We start from the raw sequence: 17,058 nt of genomic DNA, 5'->3' as shown, positions 1-17,058 counted from the left end.
ACAAATTTTGTAGGTTACTAAGAAAAAATGAAAGGCTATCCCTTGGCCATAATTAGCCTTATGAGATAGCCGTACTACGTTGCTTCACTTCACTTATTCATTTATTATTTTGCTTCTTTAGTGATTACCCATTGTTGGCTATCCTTCATAAAAATAAAAAGCTGTCGCCCTGTCCATGCTTACGAAAAGCATAGCCCGACAACAGCTTCACCTATCCCTCAACTACTCCATCGTCAAAACAACCCGACCATTAATTTGACCTTTTTCCAAACGCTCCAATACTTCGTTGATCTGATCAAGTGGCTGCGTCTCGATGATCGCGCGAACCTTGCCACGTGCTGCAAAATCAAGCGCTTCTTGCATATCCTTGCGCGTCCCCACAATGGAGCCTTTCACCGTCACGCCATTCAACACCGTGTCAAAAATCGGGATGGGCAGCTCTGCATTCGGCAAGCCAACAACGACGAGAGAACCACCGCGTCGAACGGATTTGTATGCTTGTTCAAATGCCTTCTTGGTAACTGCCACACTGATCGCCCCGTGGACACCGCCCACCTGCTCTTGAATGGCTTGTACCGGGTCAACCTCACTACCGTTTACTGTCACATCTGCCCCTAGTTCTTTTGCCAAGTCCAGCTTTTCCTTGTGAATATCGACCGCTACGACGTTGTAGCCCATCGCCTTGGCATATTGGAGAGCCACATGTCCCAAGCCGCCGATGCCGTAGATTGCCACCCATTCACCCGGCTTCACGTTTGCTACTTTCAATGCTTTATACGTGGTTACCCCTGCGCACAGGATCGGCGCTGCTTCCACATCGCCCAGCTCATCAGGAATGCGTGCTACGTAAGCAGCAGGCGCTACGCAATATTCAGCATAGGCACCGTCAGCGGAATAGCCCCCGTTTAACTGTTGCATGCACAGTGTCTCCCACCCTGTCAGGCAGTAGTCGCATTCGCCGCAAGCGGAGAATAACCACGGAATGCCTACACGATCACCAATTTTCAGCGAGGTAACACCTTCCCCCAGCTTTTCGACAACACCTACGCCCTCATGTCCAGGAATCAAAGGCAGCTTTGGCTTCACAGGCCAATCCCCGTGTGCCGCATGCAGGTCTGTATGGCAGACACCACACGTTTTGATTTTTACCAGAACCTCACCGTGTCCGACCTCTGGAATAGCGACTTCCTTTACTTCCAGCTTTTGATGGAACTCGTTGACCACTGCTGCTTTCATCTTGACCATCCTCCTCTTTTTCCCCTTCAGGCATGTGTGCAAAGGGCAGGTGTTCTTCCTGCCTCCTACTAATTGCAAGCAGTATGCCAACATGAAAACGCTTAAAAAACGAGTCATTATGCGGCTTCTTTTCTTCCACTCAGCCGATATTGCGGCACATGAGCCGAAAAAACGGCCCACTTGCCAACCTTTTGGCCGAAAAAGGGTATTCCTCCCTGCCTGCGGTATTACTACGTAGTGGAAAAAGGGGGCGAAGGCATGCAAATATCCAAGTTCATGACGCCGGAAATCATTTTCGGGAACCAGTCTCTCGGCCAGGTAGGGGAAAGCTTGCGCCGATTGGGAGCTTCTCGCGTCTTTCTTGTCAGTGATCCTGGTGTCGCAAACGCTGGCTGGGTCGAACGGATCATCTCTTACTTGCAGCAGCAAAGGCTCGACTACCATCTATGGACGAACGTGACAGCCAATCCGAAAGATTACGAGATTCATGCCGGGATTGCCGAATATCGTGCCAAGGAATGCAATGCTATTCTCGGTGTTGGTGGAGGCAGTGCGATCGATGCAGCGAAGGCAATCGCGCTGTTGGCTACCAACGAGGGCAGCATCGTCCAATACGAAGGCGTCGACAATATCCAGCATCCCCTTCCACCCATGGTGATGGTACCGACGACAGCCGGCTCCGGTTCGGAGGTTTCGCAATTTTCCATCATTGTAGACAGTTCACGTAAGATGAAAATGGCGATTATCTCCAAGTCACTCATACCCGATATCGCCATCATCGACCCGCAAACCTTGATGACCAAGGACAAGCTGCTCACTGCCAATACAGGCATAGATGTGCTGACACATGCCATTGAATCGTATATTTCGCTCGCCGCGACGCCGCTTACCGAGGTGCATTCGCTGCAAGCCATGCGTCTCATCGCCAAGCATTTGCGCCCATCTGTCGCCAGTCAATACAATACGGAGGCTAAGCAGGCGATGGCCATGGCGAGTCTTCAAGCCGGAATCGCTTTTTCCAACGCCATACTTGGTGCTGTGCATGCCATGTCCCATCAGCTCGGGGGATTCCTCGACGCTCCGCATGGCGAGGTGAATGCCATCCTGCTCCCCCACGTACTCGAGTACAACTACATCGCAGCACCGGAAAAATACAGGCTAATCGCAGAATGCCTCGGGGAAAACACGGCGGGCTTGAGCACACATGCCGCCTCTCGTCTCACACTCAAAGCGGTCAAGGAGCTGGTAAGCGATCTGGAGGTGCCCCAATTGTTGTCGGCCATCGGGCTACATCCAGAGCAGATCGACCTACTTAGTAGTCTCGCCGTACTGGACGTGTGCATGACGACCAATCCCCGTGACATGACCGTCCACGATGTCGCGTCGTTATTTCGCCAAGCCTTGTAGGAGGTTCGTCATGCATACCAAACAAGAGATTTTGGAAAAATTGACCGGGATTCAATCCTCACGAAAAAGCTATTACAGTGAGCTCGTCTATCTGATCGAGGAGATGAAAAAGAAAAACAAGCAGCTCGCCGTCATTAACCAGCTGACACAAATTCAGATCAGCGCCACCTGGCAACAAACAACCAGTTATATCGCCGCACAGCTCTCGCAAATTCTCGTGTTCGAGCATTTTGCCCTGACCATCGTGAAGGGAGGCATGCTCTCCTCCTATCTCGCCAAGTGGAATGACGGGGATTGGCAATGCTATACGCTGACACAGACTGTTTCAGTGGAAGCCCCTGTGCTCACTGGGCAGGTCCATTTTACCCTTGCCGAAGCGCTGCCTGAGCATCACGCCACCTCTGTTCCGCTGCGCAGTCAATTGAATCAGACCTTTGGTTTTTTGACGCTCTTACGCCAAACAAAGAAGCTCGTCGATCGGGACGAAGCCGAATTGATCCAGCTCGTCGCCAGCCATGTAGGTGTCGTCGTAGAAAACAGCCTGCTTTTTCAAGACGTGAATGAAAAGATCAAAATCGAAGCCCAACTGATTCAATCCGCAAAAATGGCTGCGATTGGCGAGATGGCTGCCGGCATTGCCCATGAGCTGAACAGTCCGCTCACGGCCATCCTCGGAAACTCTCAATTGCTCATGCGCGAGATGACGGATGCCCCAGAGGCTCCCTTGATGAAAGACATCTATCAATGCGGCGTGCGCTGCAAAAAGATCATTCAAAACCTGCTCACCTTTTCGCGACAGGAAGAGTACTTGTTTTCCACTACCTCTATTGACGAGGTCGTAGAGGACGTACTCGGGCTGATTGGCTACCAGCTGTCTGTTTCCGGCTTGACCATAACCCGGGAAATGTCCGAGCCTCCTCTGCTGTTTCATGGAAGCCGTCATCAGATCGAGCAAATTGTGATCAATCTCCTGTTAAATGCACGTGACGCTGTGGCAGGCAGGGCATCTCCACACATTGTCATCCGTTCCTTCCTCGTACAAGAGGAGGATAGCTCTTTCGTAGGCTTATCCGTTTACGATAACGGCACAGGGATTTGTGCAGAGCAGCTTTCGCAGATTTTTCAGCCTTTCTTCTCGACGAAGGAACGGACAAAAGGGACAGGTCTCGGGCTTTCCGTCAGTCTTGGAATTGCAGAAGCACATGGCGGGAAGCTGTTTGCCGAAAGCGTAGAGGGAGAGTACAGCAGGTTTACGATGCATTTGCCACTGTTAGCTGACGAGGAGGACAACGATGGAGAAAAAACGGATTTTGATCGTGGATGATGAAACAGAAGTGACTACCTTTTTTACCTATTTCCTCAAGAAAAAAGACTGCGATATCGTCGTCGCCAATTCTGGCAAGGACGTGGAACGGCTGCTTCACTCGGATTCCACCGGCTTTCACGCTGCACTCGTGGACCTGAAGCTGCCAGATGCCGACGGATTGACGCTGCTCAAACAGATCAAGGCAGTATTTCCCGCCTGCGAAGTCTTGATCATGACGGGCTTCAGCACGATTAAATCGGCTGTGACAGCGATGCAATGGGGCGCGAGAGATTACTTGGAGAAGCCGTTCGACGATCTGGACAGTTTGGAGCAGGTCATCGACGCAGTGCTCTTCTCTTCCAGCAAACACAGCGATCACCTATCCCAAGAAGCCGCCCAATATGGTATCGTGTATTCATCTGACAGTCCGATGGCCAATGTATGCGCAATTGCCAAAAAATTAGCAAAAAAGGCGATCCATGTGCTCATTGAGGGCGAAACGGGTACCGGCAAGGAGCTGATGGCCCGTTTTCTCCATGGAGCAAGCAATCGCGCCCAGCAGCCTTTTGTCGCTTTTAACTGCGGGGCAGTGCCGGAATCCTTGCTGGAAAGTGAGCTGTTCGGCTATGAAAAGGGCGCTTTTACCGGAGCGCTCAAATCTCGCAAAGGCTTGTTCGAGCTGGCACATAACGGAACACTGTTTCTTGACGAGATCGGGGAGGCTCCCCCTTCCATCCAAGTGAAGCTCTTGCGTACGTTAGAGACGGGAGAGTTCATGCGCGTCGGTGGCGAGCAGATCGGTCAGAGCAATATTCGCTTTATTTCTGCTACCAACCGCGATCTGGAGCATGAAGTCGGGATGAATCGTTTCCGCAGTGACCTGTTGTATCGTCTGGAAGGGATCAAGCTATCGATTCCTCCTCTTCGCGAACGAGTTCAGGATATCTCCACAATCGCGCACTACTACTTGCAAAAGCGCAGTGGAGGGCCCTGCGAAATCGATCAGGATGCCATCGAGCTCTTGCAGCGTTATGATTGGCCGGGCAACGTCCGCCAACTGATCAACGTACTGAATCAAACCATTGCGTTGCACGAATGCGATCGACTGCGTGCCGATCATTTGCCAGCCAATTTGCGGAATCGCATGGTACAGGTGCATCCACCCACTGTTCCCAAACGGATAGAACAAGTCATCGATCACGAATGTGAGCACTTTGTCGATACGATCAGCCGCCTTGTCACCTCTGTAGACGGGATCGACTTCGATTATTTGATCAAGCGGGTTAAACAGCTCGAAGGCGAGATCGGGCGAACGATTATCGAAAAGGGCTTGACCGAAACGAATGGAAACAGACAGCTTTTAAGCAAAAAATTAAACATCACCAAACGGACGATTCGCTACATTTTGAACGAAAAAGCATAACGTCTGAATTGGCGCATCTAGGAGGCATTCACGTCGTGGTACCCGAAAAACCTTTCTCGACCCTGAAAAAAATCCCTGCTGACTTCTCTCTATCTGCCGTTATTGTTGGACTCATCGCCACGATGGTCTCCTATGCAGGACCATTGCTGATCGTCTTTCAAGCTGCCAAGGGTGCCGGACTCAGCGATGCAGTCCTCGCCTCTTGGATTTGGGCCATCTCGATTGGGAGCGGCTTGACGTGCATTGTGCTCAGTATCTGGTTTCGCACCCCGATCATCACTGCTTGGTCGACGCCGGGGGCCGTTCTGTTAGTCACCAGCTTGACGGTATACTCCTTTCCCGACGCGATTGGCGCGTATATTTTTTCGGCCGTGGTCATTACGCTCGTCGGTGTTTCTGGTTTATTTTCCGTCTTAATGAAATACGTCCCGCAGTCGATAACGACCGCCATGCTCGCGGGGATTCTCCTGTCTTTTGGCGTAGAAGTCTTTGTTTCCATGCAACACCTGCCTGCATTGGCTCTGCCGATGATCTTTTGCTACCTGTTCGCCAAACGCTGGTCTCCACGGTATGCTGTCGTACTTACGCTTTTGGTCGGCTTGGGTGTCGCCTTTCTTTTGGGGCGTTTGCAAATGGACAATGTCCAGATGTCCCTCGTCCAGCCCGTCTTTACGATGCCGACGTTTTCTCTCGATGCGATCATCGGCTTGGGGATTCCATTGTGCATCGTCGCGCTTGCCTCTCAAAACGCCCCAGGAATTAGCGTCTTAAAAGCAGACGGGTACGATACACCTGCTGGACCGCTCGTAACGACTACTGGTATCGCTTCTCTATTGCTCGCTCCTTTTGGTTCACCAGGCATCAATCTCGCGGCGATTACAGCTGCGATTTGCACGGGAAAAGAAGCTCATCCGGATCATACCAAGCGCTACATTGCCGGAATTGCCTGCGGCGGCTTTTACTTACTCTTCGGGATGTTTGGCGCTACAATGGCTTCGGTGTTCGCTGCCTTGCCCAAAGAATTGATCGCCGTCATTGCTGGCTTGGCTCTGTTTGCCTCGCTCAGTTCCAGCCTCGCACAGGCGATGAGCGAAGCGAAGGAACGGGAAAGCGCCCTGGTTACGTTTCTTGTCACGATTTCCGGCATCTCCATTGGCGGAATCGGTGCTGCTTTCTGGGGCTTGATTGCGGGGGTGATCACCCATTTGATTTTGAATGGCAATGTGAAAAGCTGGTTTGGGAAAAAGAAGAATACGCAGCCGTTGGCATAGCTGCCTGAACGTGAGGAGAGTGTCCCGTGAAAAAATGGTTTGGCGTCATCACTCTTTCAGCTTTCCTTTTAGCGGTCGGCTCTGCTTGCACGACGAAGGAGCCCACACACTCCTCAAGTGGTTTTGCGCTATCGAAAACTTTTTCATCCACAGAAGAAATCACCCAAGACGCCATGGTTATTTTGAGAGGCTCCGTTCCCAAAGCATACAAAGAAGAAAAAACCGAAGTCCTCTTATTCTATGTGTATGAAGTAGCCGTGGACAACGTGTTTCAAAACCTCACCGATCACCAGATTGAGGCAGGAGATACGATCAAGCTGTACCGCATCGTAGGTTTTCAACCTGATAAAGATAAAGAGATTGCTCCGATTGCGGATCATAAGCAGACTGAAATTCCAGAAGGCGAATATCTTTTGTTTCTCAACGGTGGTTATGATGAAGAAGTTGGTCACGTGAGATGGTTTCCAAATACCCCTAATCAGTTATTTAAGGCGACCGGTGGGGACAGCGGCACCGAATATAAGAACGTGTTTGTGTCAGACGAGATTCCATCTATTACGGAAGAGGATGTACTGGATGCAATTTAAGCAATGGCTCCTCGAATGAATCTGAGGAGCCGTTTTGTATGTTCCCTGAAACTAGCGGTAAAACCCTTGTTCCTCTGCGTAATTTCCCCAATGCGGGCGGCTACCATCTCGATCCGTAAAAGAATACTCGTCCGACAAGCCCCATGTACTGAGCGTTTTCCCTGTTTTGTCTGCGACTGCCGGGTCCGAAGCCAGCGCAACCACCGCTCGACCGATGTACGTAGGTGTTTCCGACATGATGAAATGCTTATCTTGCTTCGCCGCCTCTCTCCACGTCTCTTCTGTCACGCCAAATTGATCGAGCATTGCTTCTGATCGCAGGAAGCCCGGTGTTAAAGCCAACGCGGTAACCCCGTGCGAGCGCAGGTCCTCTGCCATCGACACCGCTAGATGAATCGTCGAGATTTTTGCCAAGCTGTAGTACAGATTGCCGCGGTACCGATAGTCGATTCCGTCCGTGATCTCGATAATCAGCCCTTTTTTCTGTGCGACCATGAGTGGAACCGCATAGTGACTGGTAATCATATGCGTACGAATGGCGCGTTCTTGCATCAATAGACCGTCTACCAATGGCTGCTCCCAGAACGGCGTCCCCCAGTGAGTCAACGGATCTCCACCCCAGATGTCATTGACCAAAAGATCGAGTTGTCCATTTTGCTCCGCCTTTACTCGCTCAAAGAATGCTTTTACCTCTTGTTCCTGCGTATGATCGACTCGCACAGCGATCCCGTTTCCGCCGCTTGCCGTCACGAGCTCTGCTGTCTCTTCAATTGTCTCCTGTCGTGCCATATCAGAGTGCTGACCACGCACCGTGCGTCCCGTCACATATACCGTCGCCCCTGCCTCTCCCAGACTGACCGCAATCCCCCGTCCTGCTCCTCTTGTGCCGCCTGCTACCACCGCTACTTTGCCTTGTAATGGCTTCATTCGTCATGCCTCCTTATCGATTCATACATGGAGCATAACGAAGTAAATATGACAACTGCTGTCATATTCGTTACGATACAATCAAAGCAATGTTGTTTTTACTTCTAGGAGGGCTTTTTATGCGGGCAGATCGACTCCTTGCGATTTTGTTACTCTTGCAAAACCATGGTCGTATGACTTCCAAGCAATTAGCTGAAAGGTTGGAGGTGTCCGAGCGAACCGTTCATCGTGATATGGAGGCTTTGAGTGCGTCAGGCGTTCCCGTCTATGCGCTGCGCGGTGCAGATGGGGGCTGGGCATTGGCAGAAGGGTATCGCAGTAATTTGACCGGAATGAAAATAGATGAGCTGCAATCACTGCTAGTAGCGTCCCCCGCTGCCTTGTTGAATGATCTCGGACTGCATGAAAACTATGAAGCTGCTTTTCTCAAGCTGCTGTCCGCGCTGCCCAAAACGGTTCAGCAGGATGCTATCCACGTACGTCAGCTCCTTCATATCGATGGGGCTGGCTGGCATGAATCGACGGAGACGTTTTCTTTCTTATCGGTGGTTCAAGATGCCGTATGGCTCTCCCGCAAGCTGTTCATTCGTTACATGCGCGAAGATGTGGCTGTAGAGCGCATTGTCTGCCCGCTCGGACTCGTCGCCAAGCGAAGCATTTGGTATTTGGTCGCAAAAGTGGACGAGGACATGCGGACGTACCGGATTTCACGACTATTGGATGCACAACTCCTGGATGATGGCTTCATCCGCCCAAGCGATTTCGACCTCGCTTCTTATTGGGAACAATCCACAATGGACTTCAAGTCCAGCCTCCCACGTTATCCTGCGCGGTTGCTAGTCAAAAAAGAGACGTTGCCTGCTGTAAAACAGGAGCGTTATATAAAAATAGCTTCCACCCAAGCCGCAACAGACGACTGGATGGAAGCAGAGGTTGAATTTCATACACTTGCATCAGCATGCTCGCTAGTGCTCAGCTTCGGCCCGCACATTCAAGTGCTGGAGCCACAAGAACTGAAACGTGAGGTCCTAGAGCAGGTGCGTGCTATACTTGGCCTGTACGAGGTCCCGAATTAGCAAGGACTTTTGTTTCTCGTCCGTACATGAGCAGGACGATTGCTCCCACGATCAGCACCGCGGTAAATACACTAAAAATGAACGTGTAGCTGTAATGATGCGACGAGTAGTAACCGACGAGATACGGCGCGATAATACTGCCGATTCTTCCGACACCGGATGCCATACCAGAACCGGTAGCGCGCAGCGGTGTCGGATAATTTTCCGGTGTATACGCGTACAAAGCACCCCAAGCACCCAGATTGAAGAAGGACAAGAAGGCTCCCGTCACCAACAGCTCCATGGTGCCACTGCTTTGTCCAAAAGCGAAGGCCATCACACCGGTCATGAACAAGAAGGTCGCCAGCGTCCATTTCCGTCCCCATTTTTCCACGAAATAAGCTGCCGCGAAATAGCCTGGCAGTTGGGCCAACGTCATGATCAGTACGTACTGGAAGCTTTTGATCATTGTAAAGCCTTTGTCGACCAAAACAGATGGCATCCATAAAAACATGCCGTAGTACGAGAACGCAATTGCAAACCAGACGACCCACAGCGTAATCGTCTCTGTGCGATGGGACGTCAACAGCTTTCCAACAGGAATCTTCTCGGCATGCTTTTGAAACTGCGGAGATTCAGGAATGCTCCTCCGAGCGAACCAGGCATACACGACGGGCAATGCTCCGATCATGACAGCCACGCGCCAGCCGTAGTCCGGAATGATGAAATACGCTATGACGGCTGCCGCGATCCACCCAACCGCCCAAAAGCTCTCCAACAGCACAACCGTACTTCCTCGCTTCTCCGGTGGCGCAAACTCGTTTACTAGCGTCGAGGCTACCGGCAGTTCGGCACCCAAGCCTAGTCCCATCAGGAACCGGAACAGCATCATAGTCGCAAAACCAGTTGCGAAAGCGCTCGCAAAGCTCGCCAAACCAAACAAGACCAAGGTCAGTAAAAACACTGGCTTGCGGCCAATTCGGTCAGCCAAATAGCCACCTACAATCGCCCCTATCGCCATGCCGACGAGATTACCCGTCCCTAGCAGCCCGGCCTCTTCCCCTGTCAAACCCCATTCCTGTCGTAATGCCACCATAATAAAAGATAAAAGTGCAACATCCATGGCATCGAACATCCAGCCAAAACCGGCTGCCCAAAAAACTTTTTTGTAAGGCTTTGACATTCTCGTTCCCTGCTTTCCTTTCTTTTGCGCATGATATTCGCGCCTAGTTATCATTTCGTTTTTTCGTCCAATATCCTGCTCACAGAAAAAAGTTCGACTATTGTGATAGTAGGCTTTCCCAAGAAGCTCCATTCTAACCAGACCATGACGAAAAGGCAGTCCGCTGATTCGTAAGACCGCCATTTTGAAACAAGGGACTATTGTTCTTATTGAGGAAGCCGCTGAATGAATCTGTTCATGAGCAAAGAAAGAGAAATCAAGATAGGAGGGTCGTCCGGATGAGGCACATGAAGAGTAACTTGCTGATGAGGGACGATCGCAGTTGGTGTGACAATGATTGGTTTCTTGGAACGTGTTCGCAATGTCTCGTACGGCAAGAGAAAATCCATCGCCTGCATGCCCCAGGCAACAGACGTCGCCATCAAGTAATACGTGCCCGGTTTGACATTGGTAAAACAAAAATTGCCTAGTGAGGGTAGCAATGTTCCGTATAAAGGAAGACCTTCTGGAATTGGCTTGGCAAACAATCCAATCAAAATGACACCTTGAAAAGGCTCTGTGGACTCGATTGTCCCTGCAATGGTCATGGGTCGCTCGGGGGCCGGATGTAACCGAGTCCACTCTGTTAACTGCTGCAAGGAAAGGAGACGGTCTTCTGCTAGCTGGGCCGTTTCTCGAAATTCGCTAGGCGATACCCCGACACGCTCCGTAAAACGGGTAGAGAACGTCCCCAGGCTCTGCTGTCCAATTTCCAGACCGATGTCGCGAACACTCATATTCGTCCTTAGCAGTAAATCCTTTGCCCTCTGGAGTCGCATGGTCGATACGTAATAAAGAGGCGGGAGACCGATTCTTTCTTTAAAAATCCGCGCAAAATGATACTGGCTATACGCAACATGATTCGCCAACCGGGAAAGTGGTAAAGGCTCGTCTAAATGCCGATGTATATAAGCGATCACTTCGTCAATTTCGGTATACCTGTCCATAAATCGAACTGCTCCCTCCCTCTTTTGCACAGCCAAATACAGAACGTCTGTTCTGAAATAAAATTTACCATATTTTTCTGAACGATGGAAGGAGTAAATTGCAGCACTTACGCTTTCGTTTTCTGCAAACGGATTTCGTCCAGAAACGCTTGCATCGTGTTCGTTACAAATGAATCTTTTCTGCGAATAAAAACGGTTATGACCTCATGATAAGGCTCCGGGATGCGATGAATATGAACCGTTCCGCTCTCGACCAAGTGATGTACTGCCGACTTCGGTAAAATGGTAATGCCGATCCCCGCTGCTACGCCCCCGATAATTGTCTCAAACGTTCCGAACTCCATCACTTTTTTCGGAATCAAGCCTTCTACCTTCATCCAGGTCTCTAACCGTTCTCGATACCCGCAGCCCTTTTTGTAGAGCAAAAGAGCTTTCCCTGTGATATCACTGGCAGTGAAGGAACTGTTTTTCGTTACCAACACCAGCTCCTCTTGAAACACCTGCTCCTGCTCGATCAAAGGATGGTTGATCGGTCCACTCACGAACGCTCCATCCAGCGCGAGATCCAATACTTTTTGCAGCAAATGCTCTGTCACGCCTGCCTTGAGTGAAATATCCACATGCGGGTACTGGCTGCAATACGAGGATAGCAACCTCGGAAGGGCATTGATTGTCTCGACCATCCCGACCTCCAGCACCCCGGACGGCTCGGAAGCCCGATGAAAGTACTTTTGCATTTCTTCGAATTTGGCGATGATCTCTCGCGAATACTCGAGCAGGCGCTTCCCTTCTGTATTTAAAGTCATGCCTCGCTTGTTGCGATAAAACAAAGGTGTCCCCAGCTCTTTTTCCAGCAGCTTGATCCGCGCCGTCACATTCGACTGAACGTAGCTCAGCTCGGCGGCGGTCTTGCTCACGCTGCCCAATGTGGCGACCATCTGGAATATTTTCAAATCATTGATCTCCACGTTTTTCTCCCTCCTTTCATCTATCACTGAAAATGATACATAAAGTTATTATCAATCATTATACTAACATATTTCCATCCAGTATGATGTGATAAGTCAACATCATAGAGGAAGTTCAAAAAAAGGGAGAAATCGCATAATGAACAAGCAACTACTTTTGGGGTCTATTCTCTGCATGGTCGCCAGTATGTCATGGGGGGCAATGTTTCCGGTTGCGCACATCGCACTGCAAGAGATCGATCCATTTTACTTCTCATTTCTTCGCTATTTTTTCGTAACAATCATTTTGTGCGGTTTGCTCTGGGCAAAAGAAGGCTTGTCTGCTTTTCGTTTTGAGGGGCGCGGGAAGTCTCTGCTGTTTTTTGGAACAATGGCGTTTACCGTCTACAATATGGGAGTCTTTCTCGGGCAGGATTTGATGGGAGAGCCAGGCACGATTGCAGCATCCATTATGGAAGTGCTTATGCCGATGATCTCGATTGTCCTTTTGTCCGTTACCACTAGAAAGCTGCCGCCGTACTATACGCTGGCGACGATTCTGGTAGCTTTGGTCGGTGCTGTCCTAGTTATTACCAATGGCAATCTTACCTTCTTTACTACAGCAAGTGAGCATTTGCTCCCGTTGTTCTTCATTTTCATCGGTGTCGTGGGTTGGGTCGTCTACTCGATCGGCGGCGGGCGTTTTAACACGTGGTCTACGCTTCGCTACTCCACGTTGACGTGTCTCTTGGGAACAGGCGTGAATTTCGTAATTGTCACGACTTCCTCACTCTTTCAATGGCTTCCGGTTCCTACCATCGAAACGGTGATGTCCATCAAATACGAAATGGCGTTCATGGTTCTTTTACCTGGCTTTGTAGCTCTTTTGAGCTGGAATGCAGGTATCAAGCTGCTCACTCCGCTCAATGGCATTTTGTTTATCAACCTGGTTCCGATCACGACCTTTGCCATGATGGCGTTTCAAGGTTATGAGATCAGCCGTTACGAATTGTGCGGCACCTTGCTCGTGATCCTTGCTCTAATTGGGAACAACCACTTCCAAAGAAAGCAACTGCAATACCGTTCAGTCACAAAGCAACAACCGAGTGGAAGAAAAGTTCCGTCCATGTAGTCTAAAAAAAGGAAGGATAGAAATTCAGGAAGCCCTGAATCTCTATCCTTTTTTTATATCGACGGTCGTCGCTACCCCTGCGTGACAAGCATACATTTTTAACAGAAGTGATCCGAATATTGTCCGACTAGTACCTTCGTCGTTTCAATCCAGAGCTTCCGGTGCAAAATTGTCGGACCCAATCTTCTTTCCATAAACCGCAACATAGGCTCGTTGTCATGCTCAACAAAGCACATGCCAAAGGGAAACGCTGGCTGCACCTGTGCAATGGTTTTCATCAACAGCGTAATTCCTCTTGCTTGCTGCTGATACTTCTCCTGGACGAACATCGTTTTGTACAAAAGCAGATTACCGGCCATTCGCTGTACGATCACCCAGCCAATGACTTTCCCCTGATAGCGCAAGCCTGTGCTATAGTCGGGATCAAATTTTCCTTCTTCAAAAAACGGAGACAATTGCGGCGTGTACCATTGCCCTTCTCCCTGTTCAATGTCCAGTCGCTCTGCTGGGGTCAGGTCTTTCCATGGAAAGAGGGTAAAACCTACGGGGAGCGCCAGCCTCTCCACCCAATGGCATTCACCCAACCGCATCGAGCCGAGTGTGTACATATAGGTTTTTACCCTTGGCAACTGCCATCCTTCCCTGATCGCAATTTTGGAAAGCCATGAAAAATCTTGTGCTTTGATGAAGCCAGCGAACTGACCATCGCTGATGCCTTGCTCTCTCATTTTTTGCTCAGCGTGCCACAGCAGCTTCATGCCCATTCCCCGCCGTTGATGCCCCTCTGCTACCACAAGCTCGATGATCTTGGCCTGTCCTTCATTTACAGCGGATCGCCCCAACACGATGCCCGCAGGCTGATTGTTGTTAGAAGCCCCGAATCCCCAAACAGATGAGCCGTTGATATGGTCCAGCAACTCCAGGTGCTTGGGGTGCACTAACGATTTATACGCCCGCGCAGTACTAGCAGTCAGTTCCTCTAGTTGCAATGTTCGTACCTCCTCGATGGACTTTGGCTTACTCATTGCTTGGGTTTTACAGGTGCTGTTGCAGTACCTTGTATTAAGTTCCCGGCCTTATCCCTTATGAAGCCTGGTTCAAAGGAAAGCTTGCTCTGTTCCGTGATGAGAGACCCGAACGTGTTGTAGAACGTATCCTGAAACGTTACGCGAATGGTGTTTCCTGACACCTGGAATTTGGCATACCCCGTCACTTCTCTCTTGTCGTCAAAATTTCCGGAAGGTGAGAATAACAACCGCAAATTGGGATTTGGGTCATTACGTAGTGGCTCTGACGCCGACAATGTATAGGTTGTTCCCTCTTCGGTAACGTCTGGGGACAATTGTGGGTTTGTAGCATCAAACCCGACACCGATCTCCTCTGTATCCAGCAAATCTTGGCCGCGATACAGCTTGAACACTGCATAAGAGTTGTCATCTTCTGTAACCGCTGGTTTGGCCTTAAACGTCACTCCATAATCTCCATGGGTCATCTCCAGTAAAGACTCGTCGACCTCAACGGTGATGTACTCCTTTTCATTGATTACAAAACGATCCAACTGGTTGTCATAGTTGTACGAGAGAGGCTGGTTTTTTACAGATACCTCAAGATATTCGCTCAATGCCCTTTTGTCCATTGCGGGCTCCCATTTGTCGCCAATCGTAACTTGACGGTTCTGAGTCGGAGCAATCGGCAGCTCGATCTTTGCATCCGGCCAACGATCTACGCGTGGATTATTGAACAACATTTGTGCTTTTTCTACATAGGACATCCAGTGTGTTTTTTCTGGACCTTCACGCAGAAGCTCGACCTTTGAATAGGCTGCATCGATCATTTCCTGAGTGACCTTTGGCCTCAGTTCGACCAGATCATTCGTCGTATAAAGCCCCTCCACTGCTCGCTTTGCTTCCTCCAGCAGATTATCCCCTTGATCAAATAGCTCCTTCGCTCTTTGAATGGCCGCTAACAGGAATACCTTTGTCTCCGAGCCATCTTTTAGCCTATCTACCTTTACCTTCGCTGCATCGATGGTGCTCTGTGTCACTTCCGGTTTTAGCGCTGCCTGGCTTTCATCGGTGAACAGGTCACGAACGGCTTTTTTTGCTTCGACTAGCAGCAAGTCGTCATACTGCTCCTGTGCCTTCCCGATATCAGCAAGCAGACCCGGCTTTTCCGATACTCGATTGTCCAGACCCTCGACCAGCTTCTTCGCATCATCGATCTGTTTCTGGGTCGTTCCTGCCCGCAGCTCCTCTTTCTTCCCATCCGTAAACAGCTCTTCGACAGCTCTCTTCGCCTTTAGCAGAGCCGGGATCGGTGGAGGATCGATTGGGGTCGGAATCACAATGACGGGGTCTCTGAAACGGATGGAAAAACTGTCACTTGTGACATCTTTCTGTGCGCGCTTGATGTTTCGCTTGTCGATCGTGAAGCTGACCTCTTTTACAGTGTCCGCGACGGTATGCTTTTTGGCCTGTCCCGTAAACAAAATGATGAGCTCGTCGTCACTCTCTTGGTTGACCTCAATATCCAGCGCCTCAGGCAGATTATGTACTTCGATATCATCGGCAGATAATTCGCCAAGGAACTTGCCATTTGATAGCTTGAGCGTTTGTTTGGCTGTGATGCTGCCATCATTTGCTCCTGCTTCTTCTATCATGGTCTCGCTGACAGAAAGCGTGGGCAAATCAGGCAGTTCCGCTCCATCTACGGCTATCTCAAAGACGGCTTCCGCATCGTCCATTTTTGCCGTAATTTCTACCAGACCTTCATTCTTTGCTGTTACCTTGCCCTCGATGTTGACAAAGGCAATTCGTCTATTGCTAGAGCTCCAGAGCAGCTCCCGTCCAGTAACGATGCGGTCATTTTCATCAAATGCAACGGCGATGAGCGTTAGCGACTTATCCGTATTATCTTTGGTAGATAGCCGCGCATCTTCAACGACCGCTACCAGCTCGATCCGCTCTGCTTTTGTCCCTCTTTCGGCAATCACGTATGGTTCAAATTCCTCTTCTTCACCGTCATACTGCAAGCGCAGGGAAACCGTCTGTTCTTTTTTCGTGGCACGAATCGGAGAAAAACTGAGCAATACTAGCTGCTCTTTCTCTAGCCAAATAAAGTTTTTGATTTTGATCCGTGTAGGATTTCGATCATCTATGGCGGCCATCAAACGGAAATTCTTTGCAGCAGGTGCCTTGTCTGGGGCATTCTCCAATCGGTAGGCAATAAATCCATTCGTCGCTGTGTGCCCCTCAGACTCTAGCAAGGACTCCCATGACTGGTTCTCTTCTTCTACTGCTTCCCCTGATGCCTCTCGTACTTCCCCATCCGTTTGCTCTTCTACTACTGAAGCGCTGACTGTCCCGATTGTCTGGATTTCTTTAATCGGATAGGAAACGGCTGCATAGGCATTGCCGACAAAAGAAAGCAAAAAACCCGTGGATACAACCGCTGTTAGGATTGTTTTGGCTTTTGGCTGCTGTTTGCCCATATGTAAATACCCCCTCTTTTTCTTTTGTATGACAAAATCATGCAAACCAATGCTATCAGAGGAGGAAATGAAAAAAACCTAACAAAAGTTAGGTTTTTGACGTTCTTT

At 49.9% G+C, this 17,058-nt stretch carries 14 protein-coding genes; 7 read left to right on the top strand and 7 right to left on the bottom strand.

What is annotated here, in order from left to right:
- Nucleotides 1–222: 222 nt before the first annotated feature.
- Entirely contained in the window at nucleotides 223–1,236 is a 1,014-nt protein-coding gene (adhP, locus tag PMI05_RS28550; protein WP_007729533.1) for an alcohol dehydrogenase AdhP, read from the bottom strand.
- A gap of 258 nt (nucleotides 1,237–1,494) precedes the next feature.
- Here adhP and PMI05_RS28545 point away from each other — a divergent pair, with 258 nt between their 5' ends.
- The 5 genes from PMI05_RS28545 to PMI05_RS28525 are packed head-to-tail and all read left to right on the top strand — an operon-like array spanning nucleotide 1,495 to nucleotide 7,230.
- Nucleotides 1,495–2,643 carry an iron-containing alcohol dehydrogenase gene (locus PMI05_RS28545; protein ID WP_007729530.1) on the top strand — a complete coding sequence of 383 codons (1,149 nt, stop codon included), beginning with the start codon at nucleotides 1,495–1,497 and terminating at the stop codon, nucleotides 2,641–2,643.
- Between the two features lie 10 nt (nucleotides 2,644–2,653).
- Nucleotides 2,654–3,967, top strand: a complete 1,314-nt coding sequence (locus tag PMI05_RS28540) for a sensor histidine kinase (RefSeq protein WP_007729527.1) — start codon at nucleotides 2,654–2,656, stop codon at nucleotides 3,965–3,967.
- Entirely contained in the window at nucleotides 3,936–5,372 is a 1,437-nt protein-coding gene (locus PMI05_RS28535; protein WP_007729524.1) for a sigma-54 dependent transcriptional regulator, read from the top strand. Before PMI05_RS28540 ends, PMI05_RS28535 begins: the two co-directional genes overlap by 32 nt.
- A gap of 35 nt (nucleotides 5,373–5,407) precedes the next feature.
- Complete coding sequence (locus tag PMI05_RS28530) at nucleotides 5,408–6,643, top strand: benzoate/H(+) symporter BenE family transporter (RefSeq protein ID WP_007729521.1); 1,236 nt, start codon at nucleotides 5,408–5,410, stop codon at nucleotides 6,641–6,643.
- Nucleotides 6,644–6,669: 26 nt separating this feature from the next.
- On the top strand, nucleotides 6,670–7,230 hold the full coding sequence (locus PMI05_RS28525; protein ID WP_007729517.1) for a hypothetical protein: 561 nt from the start codon (nucleotides 6,670–6,672) through the stop codon (nucleotides 7,228–7,230).
- A 51-nt stretch (nucleotides 7,231–7,281) separates the two neighbouring features.
- Here PMI05_RS28525 and PMI05_RS28520 read toward each other — a convergent pair whose 3' ends face one another.
- Nucleotides 7,282–8,157, bottom strand: coding sequence for an SDR family oxidoreductase (locus PMI05_RS28520; RefSeq protein WP_007729513.1), 876 nt, complete (start codon nucleotides 8,155–8,157; stop codon nucleotides 7,282–7,284).
- 119 nt (nucleotides 8,158–8,276) lie between these two features.
- Here PMI05_RS28520 and PMI05_RS28515 point away from each other — a divergent pair, with 119 nt between their 5' ends.
- Nucleotides 8,277–9,233 (top strand): YafY family protein, encoded by a 957-nt coding sequence (locus PMI05_RS28515; RefSeq protein ID WP_007729509.1) that lies wholly within the window; start codon nucleotides 8,277–8,279, stop codon nucleotides 9,231–9,233.
- Here PMI05_RS28515 and PMI05_RS28510 read toward each other — a convergent pair.
- The 3 genes from PMI05_RS28510 to PMI05_RS28500 form a co-directional block, all read right to left on the bottom strand.
- Complete coding sequence (locus PMI05_RS28510; RefSeq protein ID WP_007729508.1) at nucleotides 9,202–10,395, bottom strand: MFS transporter; 1,194 nt, start codon at nucleotides 10,393–10,395, stop codon at nucleotides 9,202–9,204. The two genes, PMI05_RS28515 and PMI05_RS28510, sit on opposite strands and share 32 nt — an antisense overlap.
- A 206-nt stretch (nucleotides 10,396–10,601) precedes the next feature.
- The gene (locus PMI05_RS28505) at nucleotides 10,602–11,381 is read right to left on the bottom strand and encodes a helix-turn-helix domain-containing protein (RefSeq protein ID WP_007729504.1); all 780 of its coding nucleotides are present in this window, start codon (nucleotides 11,379–11,381) and stop codon (nucleotides 10,602–10,604) included.
- A 107-nt stretch (nucleotides 11,382–11,488) separates the two neighbouring features.
- Nucleotides 11,489–12,349 carry a LysR family transcriptional regulator gene (locus tag PMI05_RS28500; protein WP_007729489.1) on the bottom strand — a complete coding sequence of 287 codons (861 nt, stop codon included), beginning with the start codon at nucleotides 12,347–12,349 and terminating at the stop codon, nucleotides 11,489–11,491.
- Between the two features lie 139 nt (nucleotides 12,350–12,488).
- Between PMI05_RS28500 and PMI05_RS28495 the strand changes: the two genes are divergently transcribed.
- Nucleotides 12,489–13,460, top strand: a complete 972-nt coding sequence (locus PMI05_RS28495) for a DMT family transporter (RefSeq protein ID WP_007729486.1) — start codon at nucleotides 12,489–12,491, stop codon at nucleotides 13,458–13,460.
- Nucleotides 13,461–13,558: 98 nt separating this feature from the next.
- Here PMI05_RS28495 and PMI05_RS28490 read toward each other — a convergent pair whose 3' ends face one another.
- Nucleotides 13,559–14,449, bottom strand: a complete 891-nt coding sequence (locus PMI05_RS28490) for a GNAT family N-acetyltransferase (protein ID WP_039961588.1) — start codon at nucleotides 14,447–14,449, stop codon at nucleotides 13,559–13,561.
- A gap of 32 nt (nucleotides 14,450–14,481) precedes the next feature.
- A complete protein-coding gene (locus tag PMI05_RS28485; protein ID WP_007729481.1) occupies nucleotides 14,482–16,950 on the bottom strand; it encodes a toxin Cry1Ac domain D-VI-related protein in 2,469 nt (822 codons plus the stop codon).
- Nucleotides 16,951–17,058 lie beyond the last annotated feature (108 nt).

Source organism: Brevibacillus sp. BC25 (genome assembly GCF_000282075.1).
Taxonomy (GTDB): Bacteria; Bacillota; Bacilli; order Brevibacillales; family Brevibacillaceae; genus Brevibacillus.
The sequence above is the reverse complement of the archived record's forward strand: the minus strand, read 5'-3'. Positions and strand labels throughout refer to the sequence as shown.